The organism is Brachyspira pilosicoli, from assembly GCF_036997485.1.
GTDB lineage: Bacteria > Spirochaetota > Brachyspiria > Brachyspirales > Brachyspiraceae > Brachyspira > Brachyspira pilosicoli_C.
In genome coordinates this window covers 342,852-361,221 of the sequence record NZ_JAWLPU010000001.1, presented here as the reverse complement: position 1 = coordinate 361,221, position 18,370 = coordinate 342,852, and the positions used below count along the sequence as shown (strand labels likewise).

General features: G+C 27.9%; 17 protein-coding genes. 6 read left to right on the top strand and 11 right to left on the bottom strand.

Going from position 1 to position 18,370, the window contains the following annotated elements; genetic code table 11:
- Positions 1-5: 5 nt before the first annotated feature.
- From R4I97_RS01545 to R4I97_RS01530, 4 genes are all read right to left on the bottom strand, one after another.
- A complete protein-coding gene (locus R4I97_RS01545) occupies positions 6-1,037 on the bottom strand; it encodes an ABC transporter permease (protein WP_335764072.1) in 1,032 nt (343 codons plus the stop codon).
- Complete coding sequence (locus tag R4I97_RS01540) at positions 1,034-2,569, bottom strand: ABC transporter ATP-binding protein (RefSeq protein WP_335783391.1); 1,536 nt, start codon at positions 2,567-2,569, stop codon at positions 1,034-1,036. Before R4I97_RS01540 ends, R4I97_RS01545 begins: the two co-directional genes overlap by 4 nt.
- A gap of 69 nt (positions 2,570-2,638) precedes the next feature.
- Positions 2,639-3,658: a BMP family lipoprotein gene (locus tag R4I97_RS01535; protein ID WP_147732213.1), complete on the bottom strand. Its 1,020-nt coding sequence runs from the start codon at positions 3,656-3,658 to the stop codon at positions 2,639-2,641.
- Between the two features lie 160 nt (positions 3,659-3,818).
- Positions 3,819-4,751, bottom strand: a complete 933-nt coding sequence (locus R4I97_RS01530; protein ID WP_335783390.1) for a nucleoside hydrolase — start codon at positions 4,749-4,751, stop codon at positions 3,819-3,821.
- A 186-nt stretch (positions 4,752-4,937) separates the two neighbouring features.
- Between R4I97_RS01530 and R4I97_RS01525 the strand changes: the two genes are divergently transcribed.
- The 4 genes from R4I97_RS01525 to R4I97_RS01510 all read left to right on the top strand — a co-directional run bounded on the left by R4I97_RS01525 (position 4,938) and on the right by R4I97_RS01510 (position 11,335).
- On the top strand, positions 4,938-5,927 hold the full coding sequence (locus R4I97_RS01525; RefSeq protein WP_335783389.1) for a LacI family DNA-binding transcriptional regulator: 990 nt from the start codon (positions 4,938-4,940) through the stop codon (positions 5,925-5,927).
- Between the two features lie 82 nt (positions 5,928-6,009).
- On the top strand, positions 6,010-6,495 hold the full coding sequence (gene smpB / locus R4I97_RS01520) for an SsrA-binding protein SmpB (RefSeq protein ID WP_335783388.1): 486 nt from the start codon (positions 6,010-6,012) through the stop codon (positions 6,493-6,495).
- Positions 6,496-6,497: 2 nt separating this feature from the next.
- Positions 6,498-7,430 (top strand): TIGR01212 family radical SAM protein, encoded by a 933-nt coding sequence (locus R4I97_RS01515; protein ID WP_335783387.1) that lies wholly within the window; start codon positions 6,498-6,500, stop codon positions 7,428-7,430.
- A gap of 752 nt (positions 7,431-8,182) precedes the next feature.
- Positions 8,183-11,335: an efflux RND transporter permease subunit gene (locus R4I97_RS01510; RefSeq protein WP_335783386.1), complete on the top strand. Its 3,153-nt coding sequence runs from the start codon at positions 8,183-8,185 to the stop codon at positions 11,333-11,335.
- A gap of 166 nt (positions 11,336-11,501) precedes the next feature.
- Here the strand turns inward: R4I97_RS01510 and R4I97_RS01505 are convergent, their stop codons facing one another.
- From R4I97_RS01505 to R4I97_RS01480, 6 genes are all read right to left on the bottom strand, one after another.
- Complete coding sequence (locus tag R4I97_RS01505; RefSeq protein WP_335783385.1) at positions 11,502-11,906, bottom strand: YbaN family protein; 405 nt, start codon at positions 11,904-11,906, stop codon at positions 11,502-11,504.
- 104 nt (positions 11,907-12,010) lie between these two features.
- Positions 12,011-12,265, bottom strand: coding sequence for a 50S ribosomal protein L27 (gene rpmA, locus R4I97_RS01500; protein WP_013244528.1), 255 nt, complete (start codon positions 12,263-12,265; stop codon positions 12,011-12,013).
- A complete protein-coding gene (locus R4I97_RS01495) occupies positions 12,255-12,611 on the bottom strand; it encodes a ribosomal-processing cysteine protease Prp (RefSeq protein ID WP_335783384.1) in 357 nt (118 codons plus the stop codon). The genes rpmA and R4I97_RS01495 overlap by 11 nt, the downstream gene beginning before the upstream one ends.
- Positions 12,612-12,618: 7 nt before the next feature.
- Entirely contained in the window at positions 12,619-12,933 is a 315-nt protein-coding gene (gene rplU / locus R4I97_RS01490; protein WP_335762358.1) for a 50S ribosomal protein L21, read from the bottom strand.
- A gap of 87 nt (positions 12,934-13,020) precedes the next feature.
- Positions 13,021-13,974, bottom strand: a complete 954-nt coding sequence (locus tag R4I97_RS01485) for a peptidylprolyl isomerase (protein WP_335783383.1) — start codon at positions 13,972-13,974, stop codon at positions 13,021-13,023.
- 157 nt (positions 13,975-14,131) lie between these two features.
- Positions 14,132-14,779, bottom strand: coding sequence for a hypothetical protein (locus tag R4I97_RS01480; protein ID WP_335783382.1), 648 nt, complete (start codon positions 14,777-14,779; stop codon positions 14,132-14,134).
- 236 nt (positions 14,780-15,015) lie between these two features.
- Here R4I97_RS01480 and R4I97_RS01475 point away from each other — a divergent pair, with 236 nt between their 5' ends.
- Positions 15,016-15,897: a fumarylacetoacetate hydrolase family protein gene (locus tag R4I97_RS01475; RefSeq protein WP_335783381.1), complete on the top strand. Its 882-nt coding sequence runs from the start codon at positions 15,016-15,018 to the stop codon at positions 15,895-15,897.
- 7 nt (positions 15,898-15,904) lie between these two features.
- On the opposite strand, the gene R4I97_RS01470 is transcribed toward R4I97_RS01475, so the two are convergent.
- Positions 15,905-16,495 carry a thymidine kinase gene (locus R4I97_RS01470; RefSeq protein ID WP_335783380.1) on the bottom strand — a complete coding sequence of 197 codons (591 nt, stop codon included), beginning with the start codon at positions 16,493-16,495 and terminating at the stop codon, positions 15,905-15,907.
- A gap of 176 nt (positions 16,496-16,671) precedes the next feature.
- Between R4I97_RS01470 and R4I97_RS01465 the strand changes: the two genes are divergently transcribed.
- A complete protein-coding gene (locus R4I97_RS01465) occupies positions 16,672-18,342 on the top strand; it encodes a tetratricopeptide repeat protein (protein ID WP_335783379.1) in 1,671 nt (556 codons plus the stop codon).
- The last annotated feature ends 28 nt before the right edge of the window (positions 18,343-18,370 follow it).

Genomic DNA, 18,370 nt, shown 5'->3' with positions numbered 1-18,370 from the left:
AACTTTTACCTACCTTTACTTTTAGTTTTTAAAGTAATTTTTACTGAAATAAATAATATTATTAAAGCTTGTATAACAGTAACCAATTCTCTTGATACATTTGTATCTATTTCCATAAGTAAAGAACCAGACCTCAAAGCTCCAAAGAATAATGAAGTTATGGCAGTTCCTATTGGATTTGCATTAGATAATAATGCCGCTGTAATTCCATCAAATCCAAAACCAGGAGCAAACCCTTCCATAAATCTTCTATGTACTCCTAAAGCTTCTATACCTCCTGCAAGACCACCTATAGCACCTGAAATCATCATCATTCTAAACATTATTTTTCTATTTTGTATACCACCGTATTGTGCATATTCAAAGTTGGATCCAACTACTTTACATTCATAACCCATAGATGTTTTTTGAAAATAAAATGTTAATATAGCTATTAGTATTATTGCTATAAAAAATCCAACATTAAGTCTTGAAAATTCAAACAATCTTGGTAAATATGCAGTTTCATGTATAGGTGGAGTTTCTGACCAACCACCTGGAATCTTAAATACATTTATAGTCAAAAATGAAGTTAATAAAACAGCAACATAATTAAGTATAATAGTAGCTACAACTTCATTTGCATTATATTTTGACCTAAAATATGCAGGAAGAAATATCCATAACATACCAGCAACCATAGAAGCTAATATAGCAACAATAACATGTATAAAAGGTGGTAATGTATATGCGAAACCAATATATGTAGCAGCAAATCCTCCAACATATAATTGTCCTTCTATACCTATATTAAAAATACCACTTTTAAAAGCTATACAAGCAGCTACGCCAGATACTATAATTGGTGTAGATTGCAATAATACTCCAGCTATTTGTCTGATTCCTCCAAAAGCCCCTTTTATTAAGGTAAAATACACATGTATAGGATTTTCTCTTATAAGTAATATTACTATAGCACTTAATAATGTAGCACCAACTATGGCAATAATAGGTCCAATTAAAATAGGTAATAATTTTTTTTCCAAAAAATCTCTCATAATGTAGCATCTCCTTTAGAAGAAATACCAGCCATAAGAAGACCTATTTCTTCTTCTGTAGTTTCATTAGGAATCACTTCTCCAACTATAGATCCATTAAATAATACTAAAACTCTATCACTAAGCCTCATTATTTCATCTAATTGAACAGAAATTAATAATATAGCTTTATTCATATCACGCATTTTTAATATTTCATTATGTATAAAAGCACTAGAAGATATATCTACTCCTCTTGTAGGTTGATCGATTAGATAAAAATCAACATCCTGAGAAAATTCTCTAGCTACTATTGCTTTTTGTATATTTCCTCCAGATAGATTTCCTATTAATACATCTCCATTAGATGCTCTTACATCATAGTCTTTTATTAATTCTTGAGCATAATTTTTTATATTTTTTAAATTTAGAAGTATAGATTTATAAGCGAAAGGCTCTTTTCTTTGCTTACCCATAAGCATATTAGACCATATAGGATCATTTTTATTACATCCTCTATTCATTCTATCCGCAGGAACATGACACATACCTAAAGACCTTATATATTCACTGCTTTTGTTTACTATACTGTTTCCATTTAAAATTACATCTCCATAACTTGGATATTCAAAACCTGACAATATATCTGCAAGCTCAGTTTGTCCATTACCTGCAACTCCTGCTATACCAACTATTTCACCTTTATGTACAGAAAAAGACACACCCCTTAAAGCAGGTACCCCTAATGTATTTCTAGCCCAAAGATTATTAACCTCTAATACAACATCACCTTTTTTGTTATTTATATTAGAATTATGAGCTTCTATTACTTGTTTACCAACTATTAAACTAGCAAGTTCTTCTTTAGTTATATCTTTAGTTTTCTTTCTGGCAATTACCTCTCCTAAACGAAGAATTGTTACAGAATCAGAAATATCCATTATTTCATCTAGATGGTGACTTATAAAAACAACAGTCATAGAATTTTTAACTACAAATTCTTTTAATGTTTTAAATAATTCTTTAGATTCCTGAGGAGTAAGTACAGCAGTAGGTTCATCTAAAATAATTATTTTTGCTCCTTTATATAAAGCTTTTAATATTTCAACTCTCTGTTGTATACCTACAGATATATCTTGTATTTTGTCTGTAGGATTTACATCTAAAGAAAATTTTTTAGATAACTCTACAACACTTTTATTTTGTAAATCTCTATCAATAAAAATTCCTTTTTTTAATTCACATCCTAAAAATATATTTTCAGATATAGTTAATGATGGTACTAATTTAAAATGCTGATGTACCATACCTAAACCAACTTTAAATGCATCCTTAGGAGAATTTATATTAACGTCTTGTCCAAAGATTTTTATATTACCGCTGTCTGCTGTTTCTAAACCAAATAAAATATTCATTAAAGTTGTTTTACCAGCTCCATTCTCTCCTATTATTGCGTGTATTTCTCCAACTTCAACTTGTAAATTTATATTTTTATTAGCTTGAACTTGCGGATAAGATTTATTAATATTCGTCATTTCTATAGCTAATTCCATATTATACTCCAATTGAAATCATCAAAGCGACATCTTATATAATTTTATAAGATGCCACTTTTTTAAATATTACATTATAGATTCTATTTTTATTTCACCATTAACAACTTTTTGTCTTATTTCTTCTATTTTATCAATAATATCTTGAGGTACTATAGCTTTCATATATTCATCATTACATAATTGAACTCCACCTTTGATAATATCGTAAGTAAATACGCCTGGAGCCAAATCTGGATTTTTTACATATTGTTCTATCATATCATAAACACCAACATCTGCTCTTTTTAACATACTGCCTGATATATATCCTGGAGCTGAAGCACACTGGTCAACATCTACTCCAACTGCATATTTTTTTGCAGCACCTGCAGCTTGCAATACACCCTCTCCTGAAGGACCAGCAACACTATAAACTATATCAACATTTCCAGAATATAAAGATTGTGCAAGTTCACTTCCTCTAGCAGGATCATCAAAAGTACCTGTAAATACTTCTTTTACTTCTATATTAGGATCAATGTATTTTACCCCTTGAATATATCCATTTAAGAAATTTCTAATAACAGGTATATCTCTTCCTCCAACAAAACCAACTGCTTTATCAGGATTAATATTTGCTATATCTGTTCTAGTTGTCATTAGTGCAGCCATAACACCAACTAAAAAAGAACCTTGCTCTTCAGCAAAATTAACATAATATACATTTGGATTTTCCAATACTCCATCTACAAATACAAATTTTTGCTCAGGAAAAGATTTAGATACAACTTCTAAAGCATTAGCTAATTCCCATCCCATTAAAAATATTAAAGAATATTCACCAGTTTGTGCTAAACTAGATAATTGATCTTCATAATCTAATGATCTTGTACCAACATCTACTATTTTTAATTCAATACCTAATTCATCTCTTGCTCTTTCTAAACCAGCAACCATGCTTTTACCAAAACCTTGACCAAAATAACCAGATATAGCAGCTATTTTTATTTTTGATTTAGTATTAGATGTGTCATTTGTTGCATTACTATTGTTTCCACATCCAAAAACAATAAAACAAGCTAAAATGATTAATAAATATTTTTTCATTTTATTTAACTCCTTTTTTTATTTTTTAATAGCTTCACTGATATATTTATAGATTTTCTATGTAATATCTTTGTGTAGCTAAATTAAAATGCATAAAAACTATATCTATTCTAACTAAACCACTTTTAAGTTCTTCTGTATATTCAATCATAATTTATCACTAATATTTTTTTAATAATTCATATAACATATTAAAAAATCTATTAGAATCAACTTCTATTGCTATATTTACATTTGGTTTTTGTTTTTTTAATCCCCAAAAATCAGCAATAGTAGCCCCAAACATTATATCTCCTCTTTTTTCTATTTCTAAATAAACTTCTTTTGTTTTAACTAAAGATTTATCAACAACATATGCAAATGCTAAAGGATCATGTAAAGCACCACCAACACCCATAGTACCTCTATGTAGTTTCTCATAAAACATAAGCCAATCAACTACTAATTTTCCAACAGGGGTATTTATTTTTCTAAATTCTTTATATTGTTCTTCTTCAACTAATACTTTCATTGTAACATCAAGTCCTATCATAGTTGTTTTTATTCCAGAGTTAATAACTATATCTGCTGCTTCAGGATCACAAAATATATTAAATTCTGTTGGAGTATAATATTCATTTGGCTTATAAAATACTCCACCCATTAATACTATTTCTTCTATCTTTTCCTTTAATTCAGGATATTTTAGTAAAAATAAAGCTATATTTGTCAATGGTGCTGTAGGTATTAAAGTAACTTTCTCATCAGATTCCTTTAAACATTTTGCTATAAAATCTACAGCATGCAAAGCTTCACAAGTTTTATTGCTAGAACTTAAATATTTAGAACCTTCTAATCCTGAAGGACCATCTGCTGTACCTAATACTAATTCTCTTCTTATTGGTTTATGACATCCTTTTGCTACGGGTATGTGATTACAGCCAATGAAATCTAAAATTCTCAAGGCATTGGCTGTGGTATTTTCTAAAGTAGAATTTCCGCATACTGTTGTTATACCAAGCAATTCTACTTTTTCACATTTTAAAGCCATAAGTATAGCTATAGCATCATCATGACCTGGATCACAATCTAAAATAATTTTTGTTTTGCTCATATTTATTATTACCTTAAATATTTTTTTATATAATAAAAAGTATAGTCAAGTTTGTTGCGAAGTCAATTTTTTACAGAAAATTTTCTGAAATTTTTCTGTAAAACAACTATTTATTGAAACTATATTGACAAATTAAACTTCATATATTATAGTAATAAAAATCTTAATTAACATGATTTGTATATTATGAACGATAAAAAAATAACATTAAGTTATATAGCAAAAAAAGCAAATGTTTCTGTTGCTACTGTTTCTAGGGTATTAAATGGAAATAGTAGTGTTGATGAAAAAATAAAAAATAAAATAAATAAGATTATTAACTCTGATGGTTATAATTTAAAGAAAACCACTAAGAATAAACAAATTATATCAGTAATTATTCCAGATATTACAAATCCTTTTTTTGCCAATATAATTGAAGGAATAGAAAATACTGCTAATCTTTATGGATATCATATTATACTTTCTCAGTTTAAAGAAAATAGAGATATATCAAATTTTAAAGATATAACAAACATTGGAGTATCTGGATATATTATAATACCATCTGTAGGAAGTACAAAATATTTTAATGATATAATTAATAATTCTAATTTACCAATTGTTTTTTTGGATAGAAAAGTAGAGTTTAATAATATAAATTATGTTGGTTCTGATAACAAAATAGGAGCTTATAATGCCACTAAATATTTAATAGATTTGGGGCATAAAAATATTATATATATGGCTGGTCCTCAAGATATTAGTACAGAGAAAGAAAGATTTGATGGATTTATAAAGGCATTGAATGATAATAATATAGATTTTGACAATACAAAATATAAAAAAATAGCAAATTTTAATTTTGATGAAAGCTATGAGCAAATGAAAGACATTATAAAATCGAAACTTAATTATACTGCTATATTTTCGGCATGTGATGTTATGTGTTTTGGTATAAAGAAAGCAACAGAAGAGTATGGGATATCAATACCTAATGATATATCTTTAATGGGTTATGATAATATACCTTATTCATCTATGATAGGGCTTACCACAGTGTCTTCTCAAGCTTATGAAATGGGTAAAAATGCTGTACTTTCTGTATTAAATATTATAAGTGAGAGAATAACAGATAATATAAATATCGTACTTCAGCCTAATATAGTGATTAGAAATTCATGTAAAAAAATATAAATTAATAATATAGTTTTTAATATTTCTTTATTTTGACAATTTTTCTAATTTATGTATAATCTCATATAAGAGTAAATAAAAAATGGCTAAAAAAGATAAGAAAGATAAAAAAAATAATTCTGTCTCATCTGGTGAGATAGCAAGAAATAAAAAAGCACTTTTTAATTATGAAGTGATAGAAAAGTTTGAGGCAGGTATAGTTTTACTTGGTACAGAAGTTAAATCTCTTAGGGATAGGGGAGTTAATATGTCTGATTCTTATGCTTCTTTTAAAAAGGGGGAGCTTTTTATAGTGAATATGCATATTTCTCCGTATCATTTTGGTAACAGGAATAATCATGACCCTTTGCGTGAAAGAAAACTTTTAATGAAAAAAAGAGAGATTAAAAGGCTTTATGGTAAAATAAAAGAGCATGGACTTACTTTAATTCCTATTAGTTTATATTTTAGCAGAGGAAAGGTAAAAGTTGAACTTGCTTTGGCTAAAGGTAAGAAGCTTCATGATAAGAGAGAGACTTTAAAGAAAAAAGCATTAGATAGGGAAATGGAAAGATATATTAAAAGATAGATATGCAAAATTATTATAGTTTTTCTGATTATGTAAAAAAAAAGTTCGGTTTTAAGGTTGGTAAAATTTCTATAGACACAGATTTCGGCTGTGCTCATAAGGCCAATAATGGGGGATGTAAGTTTTGCAATTTAAATAGTTATAAACCTCCGTATGTAGAAGAAGATAATATAAAAAATCAATGGATAAACGGTGTAAACAATTATAAAAATAGATACAAAAAATATTATGCTTATTTTCAGCTTGGAACTCCATTATCAAAATTAGCTTCATCAGAATCTCTTAAATATGCCAATAAATTAATTGAGTTTGAGGATTGTGTAGGTTTAATGTTTGGGGCAAGAAGCGATATGCTTGAAGAGGCAGTGCTCTTAGAATTAGATAATTTATCAAAAAAATATAATAAAGAGATATGGCTTGAAATGGGGCTTCAATCTTCAAATGATGATACTTCTATTTTTATAAACAGGGGGCATAATTTTGAGTCGTTTGCTGATATGACAGAAAAAATAAAAAATAATTACAGCAATCTTATAATATCAACTCATATAATATTTGGTTTGCCTAAAAGAATTGAAGGTAAAAAAATAATTTTAGAAACAAGAGAAGAGATGCTTCAGACTGTTAGAGATATTTCTAATTTAAAAATTGACAGTGTAAAGTTTCATCAGCTTGATATTGTGGTTGGAAGTGCTTTTGAGGCAATGTATAGAGATTATGATTTTCCTACGCTTGATGAAGATTTTTACATAGAGCTTATGGCAGATGCTATATCTATTTTAAGAGAAGATATAATAGTTTCAAGAATTATGGGAGACAGTTTAGGAGATAGTTTAATAGCACCGAAATGGAAAAAATCCAAAGGAGAAATAATTAATTCTATAAACAAATTGATGACAGAGAGAGAGTTGAAACAAGGCTGCAGGTTTTTATAGATTTGTTGTCAATTTTTTTGTTGTTCTTTTTCTCATTACAAAAACTGCAAATATTTTAGCTTAGTATGTTTTTGAATATATATAAAATTTAAAATAATACATTTATTTTAAGCATAAAAAATGCAGCCTTTTTGGTTCTTTGTGGCGACAAAAGAACTGGGGTGCGGGGCAAAGCCCTGCAAATAACCAAAATAAAAAAACTTAAAAAATTTTAGAATAAATAAAACCATAATTTTCTATCAACTTTTTCCCGCCGCAAAAAGTTGCAAAAAATGCAAATGTTTTTACTTTATATGTTGGAATATGTGTAAACTATATTATAATACTAACATTTTAAGCTAAACAATGCAGTCCTTTTGCTTCTTTGGGTCACCAAAAGAAGTTGGGGGGCTACCCTATGGGCACGCTTCGCAGGGTGGCTAGTCCCCGCAAGCAATAAAAATATAAAAACTGAATTTTTACAGACTTAAAATTTTTAGTGTATGTTAAAACAATTTTTTTCTTGTTCTTTTTCCCGCAGCTTACGCTGTGCGGACTTCGTCAAAGAACCAAAAAGTGCAAGTGCTTTAGCTTTGTATGTTTGGAATATGTATAAAGTGTAAGATAATGTCTATGTTTTAGCTAAAAAATCTTAATAAAAAATTATATAAATACACCCTAATACATAACTTAATTTAAAACTTTTTTATAACCTTATTCGTCTAAAATTATACAACAATATATATATACATACTATATAAGAAGGAGTGCGAATGAGGAGTTTTATAGAGTTAGTAGTAAAAAGACCTGTAGCTGTTTTTATGTGTATAGTAGCGGTATTAATATTAGGTTTTGTAAGCTTAACAAAATTAGCAGTAGATTTCTTACCTAATATGGAGCTTCCCTATATTACAGTAAGTACAGAGTACGAGAATGCAGGACCTGAAGAGGTAGAAAAATCAGTAACTAAAGTCGTTGAAAATGCAGTTGCTACAGTTAGCGGCATTAATTCGATAACTTCTACTTCAGAAGAAGGTCAGTCAAGCGTATTTATAGAGTTTAATTGGGGTACAGATTTAGCCGTTGCAACTGCTGATATAAGAGAGGCAATAGATAGAATAAAAAACTCTCTTCCAGATGATGCTGAAAGCCCTACAGTATTTAAATTTTCTACAGATATGATGCCTGTAATGGCGATAGCATTTTTTGGCACTGATAATTTAGGGGCATTATATACTTTAATAGACAATCAAGTATTAAACAAAATAGAGCAAGCATCGGGAGTGGCAAGAGCAGAAATTAGAGGCGGACTTAAAACAGAAATGAAAGTAGATTTAGTTTTAAACCGTCTTCATGCTTATGGTTTGGATATTAACAGCATAGTTTCTCTTTTGTCATCAGAAAATCAAAACCTATCAGGAGGAGATACCTATGAAGGGGTTTATAAATATAATATAAGAACAATGGGTGAGTTTACAACTGTAGAAGATATTGAAAACACTGTGGTGGTATTAAAAACTAATGACACGCCTATAAAATTAAAAGATATAGGAAGAGTTTATCAGGGATATAGTGATGATTCTGAGATAGTAAAAATAAATGGAATGCCTGCAATATCAGTTTCTGTTAATAAAGAATCTGGAGGAAACTCTGTTAATGTATCAAAATCCGTAAAAAAACAATTAGAAAATTTGAATCTTCCAGAAGGCATAAAATATGAAATATTATTCAATAGTGCTGACAATGTAAATGAATCTATAAACGGAGTATTAGAAACAGCTTGGCAGGGAGGTTTGTTTGCTGTTATAATACTTATGTTTTATTTGTGGAATATAAAAACTGTTTCTATAATAGCAATATCAATACCCACATCAATAATCATTACATTTACATTAATGTATTTTATGGGAATTACTTTAAATATTATTTCATTGTCTGGACTTGTACTCGGAATTGGTATGATGGTTGATAACTCTATTGTAGTGCTTGAAAATATATTTTATTATCGAAATAGCGGATACGGAAAATATTCTTCTGCTATAAACGGAACTTCCGCAGTGGCATTAGCAATATCAGCTTCAACACTTACAACAATAGCAGTATTTTTGCCTTTTCTTTTTGTTGAAGGACAGACTGGGCAGCTTTTCAAAGATTTATGTATTACTGTAACAGTTTCAATGATAGGCTCTTTATTTGTTGCTCTTACAGTTGTTCCTATGCTTGGGGCTAGACTTGTAACGAATAAAAAAACTAAATTTTTAATACCTATAGAAAATTTTGTCAATAAACAATTTCACGATAGGGTTAATAATATATACTCTTTTATGCTTAACTTTTCTATAAAAAATAAAAAGAAAGTTTTGATTTCTTCTTTAAGTGTGATACTTGCTGTAATAGTATTAGGCTTAACATTTATTGGAAAGGAAGGTTTTCCAACTTCAGATGAAGGACAATTTAAGATAGATGTAAAAATGCCAGTAGGTACAAAGTCAGCACAAACTCAGTCTTTTGTAAATAGAATGGAAGTAGATATACAAGAAGTAATAGGTAAAGATTTTGACAGAATGCAGTCAAGAGTAAAATCTGGTTCAGAAGAGAACTCTGCTGAAATAAGAGTGCAGTTAAGAGATAAAAGCGAAGGCAGAGAAAAGTCAGTAGATGAATATATAGAGCTTACAAGAAATGTATTAGCATCTTATCCTGCTCAAATAAATATAGCATCAATAAATACTTCAGGTATAGGCAGCGGAGGCAGAAATGGTGGCACAGGCGGACAAGAAATTGAAATAGAGCTTGTAGGCGATGATTTGGATAAAGCCACAGAAATAGCAAACAATATAATAAATGCAATATCTGATATAGAAGGAATAAGAGAGCCAAGACTTACAAGAGATGATTCAAACCCAGAATTGAAAGTATATGTTAATAGAGAGATAGCGGCAAAAATGGGTGTCAATGTAAACACCATAGCAAATATTATTAAAACAAGTTTCGCAGGTACAGCAGCAACAACTATGACACCGAACAATTCTGATGTTACAGATATAGATGTTAATGTTCAGCTTGGAGAACCTGATAGACTTAACATAGATGATATATCAAGATTAATGATACCTACAACAGCAGGAATAGTGCCTATATCCTCAATAGCAACTATAGAGAAAAGTTACGGACCTACAGAGATAGATAGAAAAGACAGCACAAGAATAACAAGCATAAAAGCTTCTGCTTATAATAGAGCCTTAAGCGATGTAATGTTTGATGTTCAAGAAAAAATAAAAAATGAAGTATTTATACCTTCAGGATTTAGTATTAATTATGCAGGAGATTTTGAGGATATGAATGAAGCATTTTTACAGTTAGTTCAGGCTTTGATATTAGCATTAGTTTTAGTTTATGCAATAATGGCAAGTCAATTTGAATCGCTTATCGCACCTTTTGTTATAGCATTAGCAATTCCATTTGGTTTTGCTGGTTCTTTGATAGCATTGTTTATAAGCGGGCAAACATTAAGCGTGTATAGCGGTATAGGTTTTATAGTGCTTATTGGTATCGTAGTAAATAATGGAATTGTGCTTATAGACTATATGAATCAGCTTATGCATGAAAAACATATTAATGGCGATGAGGCTGCTTTAGAATCTGGACCTAGGCGTTTAAGACCAGTGCTAATGACAACACTTACAACAATATTAGGGCTTTTACCTATGGCATTATCTGGAGGAAGCGGAAATGAAATGTATCAGCCTTTATCTATTGCTGTGTTAGGAGGGCTTTTACTTTCAACTATGTTTACTTTGATAATAGTTCCTACAGTTTATGCTGCTATAAGAAATAAAATACCTCTAAAAGATTATGAGAAAAAAGATTTAGAAAGCAGAAATGACTTTTCTAATTATGATACTATAACAGTAACAGGTAAATAATAATTTTTTACGAATTATAATTTTTTATAAATGCTTATTTTATTTTTGAGGCTTTATTTATGTTGTTTTATAAATAAAGCCTTTTGTATATTAACATAGCTTTTAATTAATATTTTATAATTTACAAATTTTTACTGCATACTAATTTTTATTGCATATCAAAAAATCACTGCTCTTCTTGATAGCTTATTCTCATCTTACTTAGCTCTTCCTCTGAAACAGTTCTTATTTGCGTGAAGAAATAAACATATTTTGAAATGAATAATATCACTAAAACTATACGAGCATATATATTATCTACTAAAATAAATGTAATTATAAGCATGCAGCTTACAGGTATAAGTATAGTTAATTTTCCTTTTAGAGTCATGGCTCTTGATTTTACAAAGCTCTCTAAATATTTTTTGTATAATTTTGTAGATAAGAACCAATCATGAAACCTTTTAGAGCCTTTTGCGAAGAAAAATGAAGCTAAAAGCAAAAAAGGGGTAGTGGGCAAAATTGGCACAGCTATACCGACAGCACCTATTCCAAGAAATATAAACCCTAAAGCTATAAATAATATTCTCATAAAATAATTATCCTCTTGGTTTAAATATAACAAATAAACAAAAATATCCCACTCTTAAATAAGAATAGGATATTAATAAAAATAATATATTTTAGTGTATAATATTATTCAGCTATTACACTTATAGTTTTTTTACCAAACTTATTAGTGTGGAATTTAACAACACCATTAGCAGTTGCAAAAATAGTATGGTCTCTACCTATATCAACATTTTTACCAACATGGAATTGTGTACCTCTTTGTCTAACTATAATGTTACCAGATACAACCTTTTCTCCACCATAAACTTTTACACCTAAACGTTTAGATTGACTGTCACGTCCATTTTTTGAACTTCCGCCGCCTTTTTTATGTGCCATTTTTTAACTCCTCTTTATATTTTATGTAGTCGGGATACTCTTTAATAAGAGATTTTATACCTAGTAAATATCCTCTACTAACTGTAATATACTCATAAGCTTTTTCTTTATTAAGTTTATCAAAACCAATCAATTCAAAGCTTAAATATCCATCATTAATTTTATGTTTAATACTCTTGCTTCCAACTATTTCAGTAAGAGTATTGAGCATAGCCTGAGATAACGCACTCAAAGCTATACATACCTCATAACCTTCACCAGACTTTTTTATTCCAGCATGTCCTTCTATAGTAACCTTTATTATAACACCATCACTATTATAAACAACACTGAATAAAGAAGACATTATAAACTTAAGCTAATGTAATATCTTCTATAGTGATTTTATGATATTTATGTCTATGACCTGTTTTTCTTTTGTAGTCTTTTCTTCTTTTGTGTTTTCCTATAACTACTTTATCACCTTTTAAGCTTTCAACTATTTTAGAGATTATTTTTACTCCATTTACATAAGGAGTTCCAACAACTACGCTTTCATCATCTTTTTTTAGAAGGAGCGTTTTTATTTCTGGTGATTCTTTAGCATCATCGCCCAAATATTCTATTAAGATATCTTGACCTTTTTCTATTTTGTATTGTTTTCCCTTTACTTCTACTATTGCATACATGATGGTTTTTCTCCATTTATATTAATTTTAAATTTATACTATTACATGAGTAATATATTATACTATATTTTTACAATTCTGTCAACACTATTTATATAACTTTATAGTAACTCTTTTAGTTTCATCATCAAGCCATTTTACAAAAGAATCTCTCATACGAATCTCGCTTAGATAGTTTTTTACTCTTGTACGAATACTATCCATATCTTTTTGTATTTCTACTATTTTTACTATATAAAAGCCCTTGCCAACTAATTCACGCACTGAACTTACAGTTCCTACTTTATATCCTCTTTTTGCCAAAGTAAGCCCAGCATTTACCTGTGCAGGCAAAGAACGTTTTCCTGCATCATATAAAAGATTATACCCCAAATCTCCGCCATAATTTTTTGTTTTTTCATCATCGCTATATTTTTTAGCTAACTCAGCAAAATCATTGCCTCTTGCTGCCATTCCTCTAACTCTATCAGCTAACTCTTGTTTTTCACCTTTTTCTGTGAATGTTGTAGCTTTGAAAAATATCCAAGAAAGTTTTACTAAGGTATCTACTTCAAAAGCTGTTTTATCTTTACTGTTATTATAATACTCATCAGCTTCTGCATCGGTAATTTCTGTGTTATTAACAACAAGCCCGCTCAAATTTTCCATAGCTATTTGTTTTTTTATAGAATTGCGGTACTCTTCATAAGATATGCCTTCAGATTTTAATTGCTTTGCAAATTGGTCTAAGGTAAGATTATATTGACTTGCAATATTTTCGAGTCTTCTGTTAACATCATTTTCTTCTATAACATAATTATATTCTTTAAGCTTTAAATACATTATCCTCTCTTCAACTAAATCCTTATAAACCATATCATCATTAATTTTTTTACCAATAGATCTAGCCTGAAGAGATAAAAAAGACTTCCTGCTTACAAAATCCTCATAAGTAATAGGAATAGAACCAACAACTCCAACTATGCTATTAACTACATCATTAAATAAAATATTACTGTAAAAAATGAATACAGATAAAATAAGGAAAATCTTTTTTTTCAATATTCTCTCCCCAATATATAATTATTAACCAAATTGAAAATAAATCATAAAAAGAAATTTATAGTATTAATAGATAGAATTATAATATATTATCAAAAAAAATAAATAAGGAGCTATTAATTTTTTAATAGCTCCTAAAATATATTTATAATAAAAATTAATTTCCGAAGTGAAGTCCTACGCTAAGACCTATACCTAAATCAAGATAACTAGTTACAAAATAACCCATAAACAATTGATCAACTTTATAAGTCATAGGAAGCATATAATCTAAATATAAATTAAGTCCTACGACAAAAGCTAATTGTCTTGATATGAAAAATCTTTGTTCTACAAAAGTTTTGAGATAAATACTTATAGGAGGCGGAGTCATAGTAAGTACTATATTTGGAGCATATATTAAAGCCTTAGCAGCAACTCCAACACCTAAAACAGTATCTCTAGGAATTAAACTATTAACATTACCGATTACAAATTTAGTTGTAAAACCTAAACCCATACTTAATCCGCTTTCTTTATTAACTATTTTTTTGTCTCCAGGATAAGTAATACCTATGGTACTTTGTTCTATCATAACATCACCTAAAAGACTTATACCTTTTAATCCGTTTTGCATAGGAAGCATATAACCTATTTGAGCGGAAAGTTCTGGTCTTACTTCTGTTGAACCATTAATTTTTACAGTTTGAGAGTCCAAAATTGGAAATCCTGTTACAGCACTAAGCTGACCTATAACATCAACTTCAAATGCTGGAAAAAGCGTACTAAAACTCACTAAAAAGATTACTAAAATTAGTTTTTTCATCATTAGTCTCCTAAAAATACTAGTTACCTATTTTTAAAGTATAATAATATTTAACCCATTAGTCAAGTATTAATTTTGTATAGGTTTAATATAATAATACTACATATCTTTATCGGATTTTTTTTATAAAAATAAATTAGATGTATAAGAAAACTAAAAAAAATACATTTTTTTTCATTTTACTTGAAAAACTGCAACTATTTATTATAATTAATTAAAGTTTTTTGGAGAATAATATGAAATTTGTATCTTTTTTAGAGTGGAATAATACCGAAGCTATAGGAATTTTAACCAGAAATGAAAAAAGTGTTATACCTATAGCAGACATTATACCAGAGTTTAAAAATTATAATATGATTGATTTTATTCAAAATTGCAATAAAAATATATTGTCTAAATTAGAAAAAGAAATAGATACTTTTAAACAAACTTATTCAATAGAAAAAATTCAGCTGCTATCGCCTATAACGAAACCAATACATGATATTATATGTGTAGGAGTTAATTATCAAGATCATATTAACGAAGTAAAAAACAATATTAATGATGTACAAAACAAAAAACCCGTATATTTCTCTAAAAGAGCTATTTATATAATAGGGCATAATCATAATATAAACTCAAGATTAGATTTAGATGAGGCATTAGATTACGAAACAGAATTAGCCGTTATTATAGCTAAAAAAGCAAAAGATATAAAAATAGATGAAGTAAAAGAATATATATTCGGATACACTATTTTTAATGATATATCTTCAAGAAACATACAAAAAGAACATTCTCAGTGGTACAAAGGAAAAAGTTTAGATACTTATAGCTCAATGGGGCCATGCATCGTGTATAAAGATGATATAAAAGATATAAATAATTTAAACATAAAATCAACTCTAAACGATGAGTTAAGACAAAACTCAAATACAAAATATATGCTGCATAATATAAATGAATTAGTAAGCGATATATCTAAAGGTATGACGCTTGAAGCAGGAGATATTATAGCTACAGGCACACCTTCTGGGGTTGGTATGGGATTTAATCCGCCTAAATATATGAAAATTGGAGATAAAATCACTTGCTCTATAGAAAATATTGGCGAGCTTACAAATTATATTAAATAAAAATTGATTATAAATCTAATTTAACATCATCTTCGCCTTCGTAGCAGTATCTGCATACACACTTATATATATTATCTCCTATCACAATTCTATCAACATCTTTAACTATTCTTTTTGAATATATCCCCTTCCTTCCGCAATCACATTTGCCAAAAACTTTTATATGCACATCAATCAAATCTTCTTCAATTAAACTGCTCACACTCTCCCAATAATTCCTCTTAAAATCCATGTCCAAAGAAGCTATATAAAAATCTATATTGATATTATTTTTTGAGAAATCTTTTACTAATTTAATGAAATCTGTAGTCTTATTTAAAAAACAAAACTCATCAATACCTACAACATCATAATTAGATAAATAATCTTCTATATTATCAAAATTAGTAAATTTATCTTCTAATTCTTCTTCAGTAAGAATATCTATTCTCTTATCAAGCACAACATTTTTGTCTCTGCAAAAATATCCCCTATAAGAAATATTAGGATATATAAATAGTATCTTAATATCACTTTTTTCCATAAGAAGATAATCTAAAGTCTTTATTAAATATTTAGACTTTCCTGCAAACATAGGACCTGTTATCAAATAATTCATAGAAATATAAAACCTAAACTGTAAAAAATTAAATAGATTTTATCAAAAAAACCGCTTTTTGCAAGTAGAATCATAAAATATATAATTGTAAAATATTTTTAAATATAACTTTATTTAAAATAAAAAATAATATAAAATATTTCTTGAAAAATAGTGAAAGGATAAAGAGATAATTTATGAATAATATAGTTGTATATTTAATAACATTAATAGTATTAGCTTTTCTTACATTTATATTAATAAAAAAAATAATTGCAAACAAAGATAATAAAATAGGAAAAGTATCAGGTAAATTAAGCAAAGAGAGAATATTAGAATTAAAAAAAAGAATTGCTAAAGATGAAAATGATTATGAAGCAATATATGAACTTGCAATGTTAGAAGAGAATATTGGAGAGAATGAAGAGGCTTTAAAAAAATATGAGCAATTAATGGATATAGGATATTTAAGAGGAAAGGCTCAGCTTGATGCAGCAAAAAAATTGGAAGAAAAATATTCTTCATTAGGAAATAGAGAAAACACATTAAAATATTCTGCTATTGTTTTTAAAATAGACCCTAAAAATACAATATATGCTATAAAGGTTGCTACCATATTGACTTATGAAGGCAGTTTTAAAATAGCTTGTGATTATTTTTCTAAAGCATTATCTTCAAAAGAAGAATTTGATATTGATGATATTAAAGCAGCAGCATTTGCATTCTACAAAGTTAAAGATTATAAAAAATCTCTTGCATTCTTAGAAACACTATACAAAAGAGTAAATAAAGAAAAAAATAGCAAAGAAATCTCAAAACAAATAGCTAAATCTTTAATTTCGCTTTACTTAATATCTGAAGAAACTAATATAGCAAGATCTTTCTTAGAAATAACACTTGCAGATAAATTTCATGATGATAATTATGTATTTTATTTGAACAAAATATATTTATTTATATTATACAAATTAGAAGACAGTAAATTATTTAAAGAATATTATGATAAAATATACTCTTTATATAAAATTCCTCAATTTGACAAAAAAATATCTTCTTTAGTATTTGATTATGCCTTCTATTCATATTTTTTAAGAGATATAGATTTTTCTATACAAGCTTTTAGAAGTATAAAATCATTTAACCTAAATGATTTTAATATTTATGATGTTGATAAAATATTAAGCTATTTATCTGAAATATACAAAGCATCAGATCAATTAAATAAAATAAAAGATTCAGGTTCATATTCTTTACAGAAATATAAAAATGATAATTTTGAAAATTACATAGATAAAGATTTAACAGCATTTTGGGATAAAACTATAAACTTATGGGAGGCTTCTTTTATAGATTTTGATTATATAGCAGCTTTAATAGATGTAAAACCTACAATTAATGTTGATGCGGTATTAAATCAATTAAAGATTTCTGTAAACGAAAATAAACCAAATACATTTGCTACTACAAATAAAATAGATAAAATATTTAAAATGAGCATATTTGATTTTAAGAAGGTTTGCCAAAATATTATAAGAAATAAATTATCACATTCAATTGTTCAGGAATATACAGGAGAGAAAGGAAAGAATAGTTACGGTGATGAAGTAGATTATTTAGCATATAACATGAAAAGCAGCAAAAAAGATTTAACTCTAATATCTTTTAAAAGATGGAATAATGTAGAGATTGGCGAACTTATGATTAGAGATTTTTTAATGCTTGTTTCTGAGGCTGGCGCTAAAAATGGAATATTAATTGTACCAGTAGACCTTACAAGCAGTGCTAAAAGTTATGTACTTCATAATGACAAAATAGAAGTTTATTCTAAGGCACAATTTAATAATTTGTTAAAAGATGAATCTATATAATTTATTTTACGATTTATATATATAAAAT

What these genes read in the sequence shown, in the direction of transcription:
- R4I97_RS01545 (WP_335764072.1), bottom strand. Translation starts at nt 1,037, where the DNA reads ATGAGAGATTTTTTGGAAAAAAAATTATTACCTATTTTAATTGGACCT.
- R4I97_RS01540 (WP_335783391.1), bottom strand. Translation starts at nt 2,569, where the DNA reads ATGGAATTAGCTATAGAAATGACGAATATTAATAAATCTTATCCGCAA.
- R4I97_RS01535 (WP_147732213.1), bottom strand. Translation starts at nt 3,658, where the DNA reads ATGAAAAAATATTTATTAATCATTTTAGCTTGTTTTATTGTTTTTGGA.
- R4I97_RS01530 (WP_335783390.1), bottom strand. Translation starts at nt 4,751, where the DNA reads ATGAGCAAAACAAAAATTATTTTAGATTGTGATCCAGGTCATGATGAT.
- R4I97_RS01525 (WP_335783389.1), top strand. Translation starts at nt 4,938, where the DNA reads ATGAACGATAAAAAAATAACATTAAGTTATATAGCAAAAAAAGCAAAT.
- smpB (WP_335783388.1), top strand. Translation starts at nt 6,010, where the DNA reads ATGGCTAAAAAAGATAAGAAAGATAAAAAAAATAATTCTGTCTCATCT.
- R4I97_RS01515 (WP_335783387.1), top strand. Translation starts at nt 6,498, where the DNA reads ATGCAAAATTATTATAGTTTTTCTGATTATGTAAAAAAAAAGTTCGGT.
- R4I97_RS01510 (WP_335783386.1), top strand. Translation starts at nt 8,183, where the DNA reads ATGAGGAGTTTTATAGAGTTAGTAGTAAAAAGACCTGTAGCTGTTTTT.
- R4I97_RS01505 (WP_335783385.1), bottom strand. Translation starts at nt 11,906, where the DNA reads ATGAGAATATTATTTATAGCTTTAGGGTTTATATTTCTTGGAATAGGT.
- rpmA (WP_013244528.1), bottom strand. Translation starts at nt 12,265, where the DNA reads ATGGCACATAAAAAAGGCGGCGGAAGTTCAAAAAATGGACGTGACAGT.
- R4I97_RS01495 (WP_335783384.1), bottom strand. Translation starts at nt 12,611, where the DNA reads ATGTCTTCTTTATTCAGTGTTGTTTATAATAGTGATGGTGTTATAATA.
- rplU (WP_335762358.1), bottom strand. Translation starts at nt 12,933, where the DNA reads ATGTATGCAATAGTAGAAGTAAAGGGAAAACAATACAAAATAGAAAAA.
- R4I97_RS01480 (WP_335783382.1), bottom strand. Translation starts at nt 14,779, where the DNA reads ATGAAAAAACTAATTTTAGTAATCTTTTTAGTGAGTTTTAGTACGCTT.
- R4I97_RS01475 (WP_335783381.1), top strand. Translation starts at nt 15,016, where the DNA reads ATGAAATTTGTATCTTTTTTAGAGTGGAATAATACCGAAGCTATAGGA.
- R4I97_RS01470 (WP_335783380.1), bottom strand. Translation starts at nt 16,495, where the DNA reads ATGAATTATTTGATAACAGGTCCTATGTTTGCAGGAAAGTCTAAATAT.
- R4I97_RS01465 (WP_335783379.1), top strand. Translation starts at nt 16,672, where the DNA reads ATGAATAATATAGTTGTATATTTAATAACATTAATAGTATTAGCTTTT.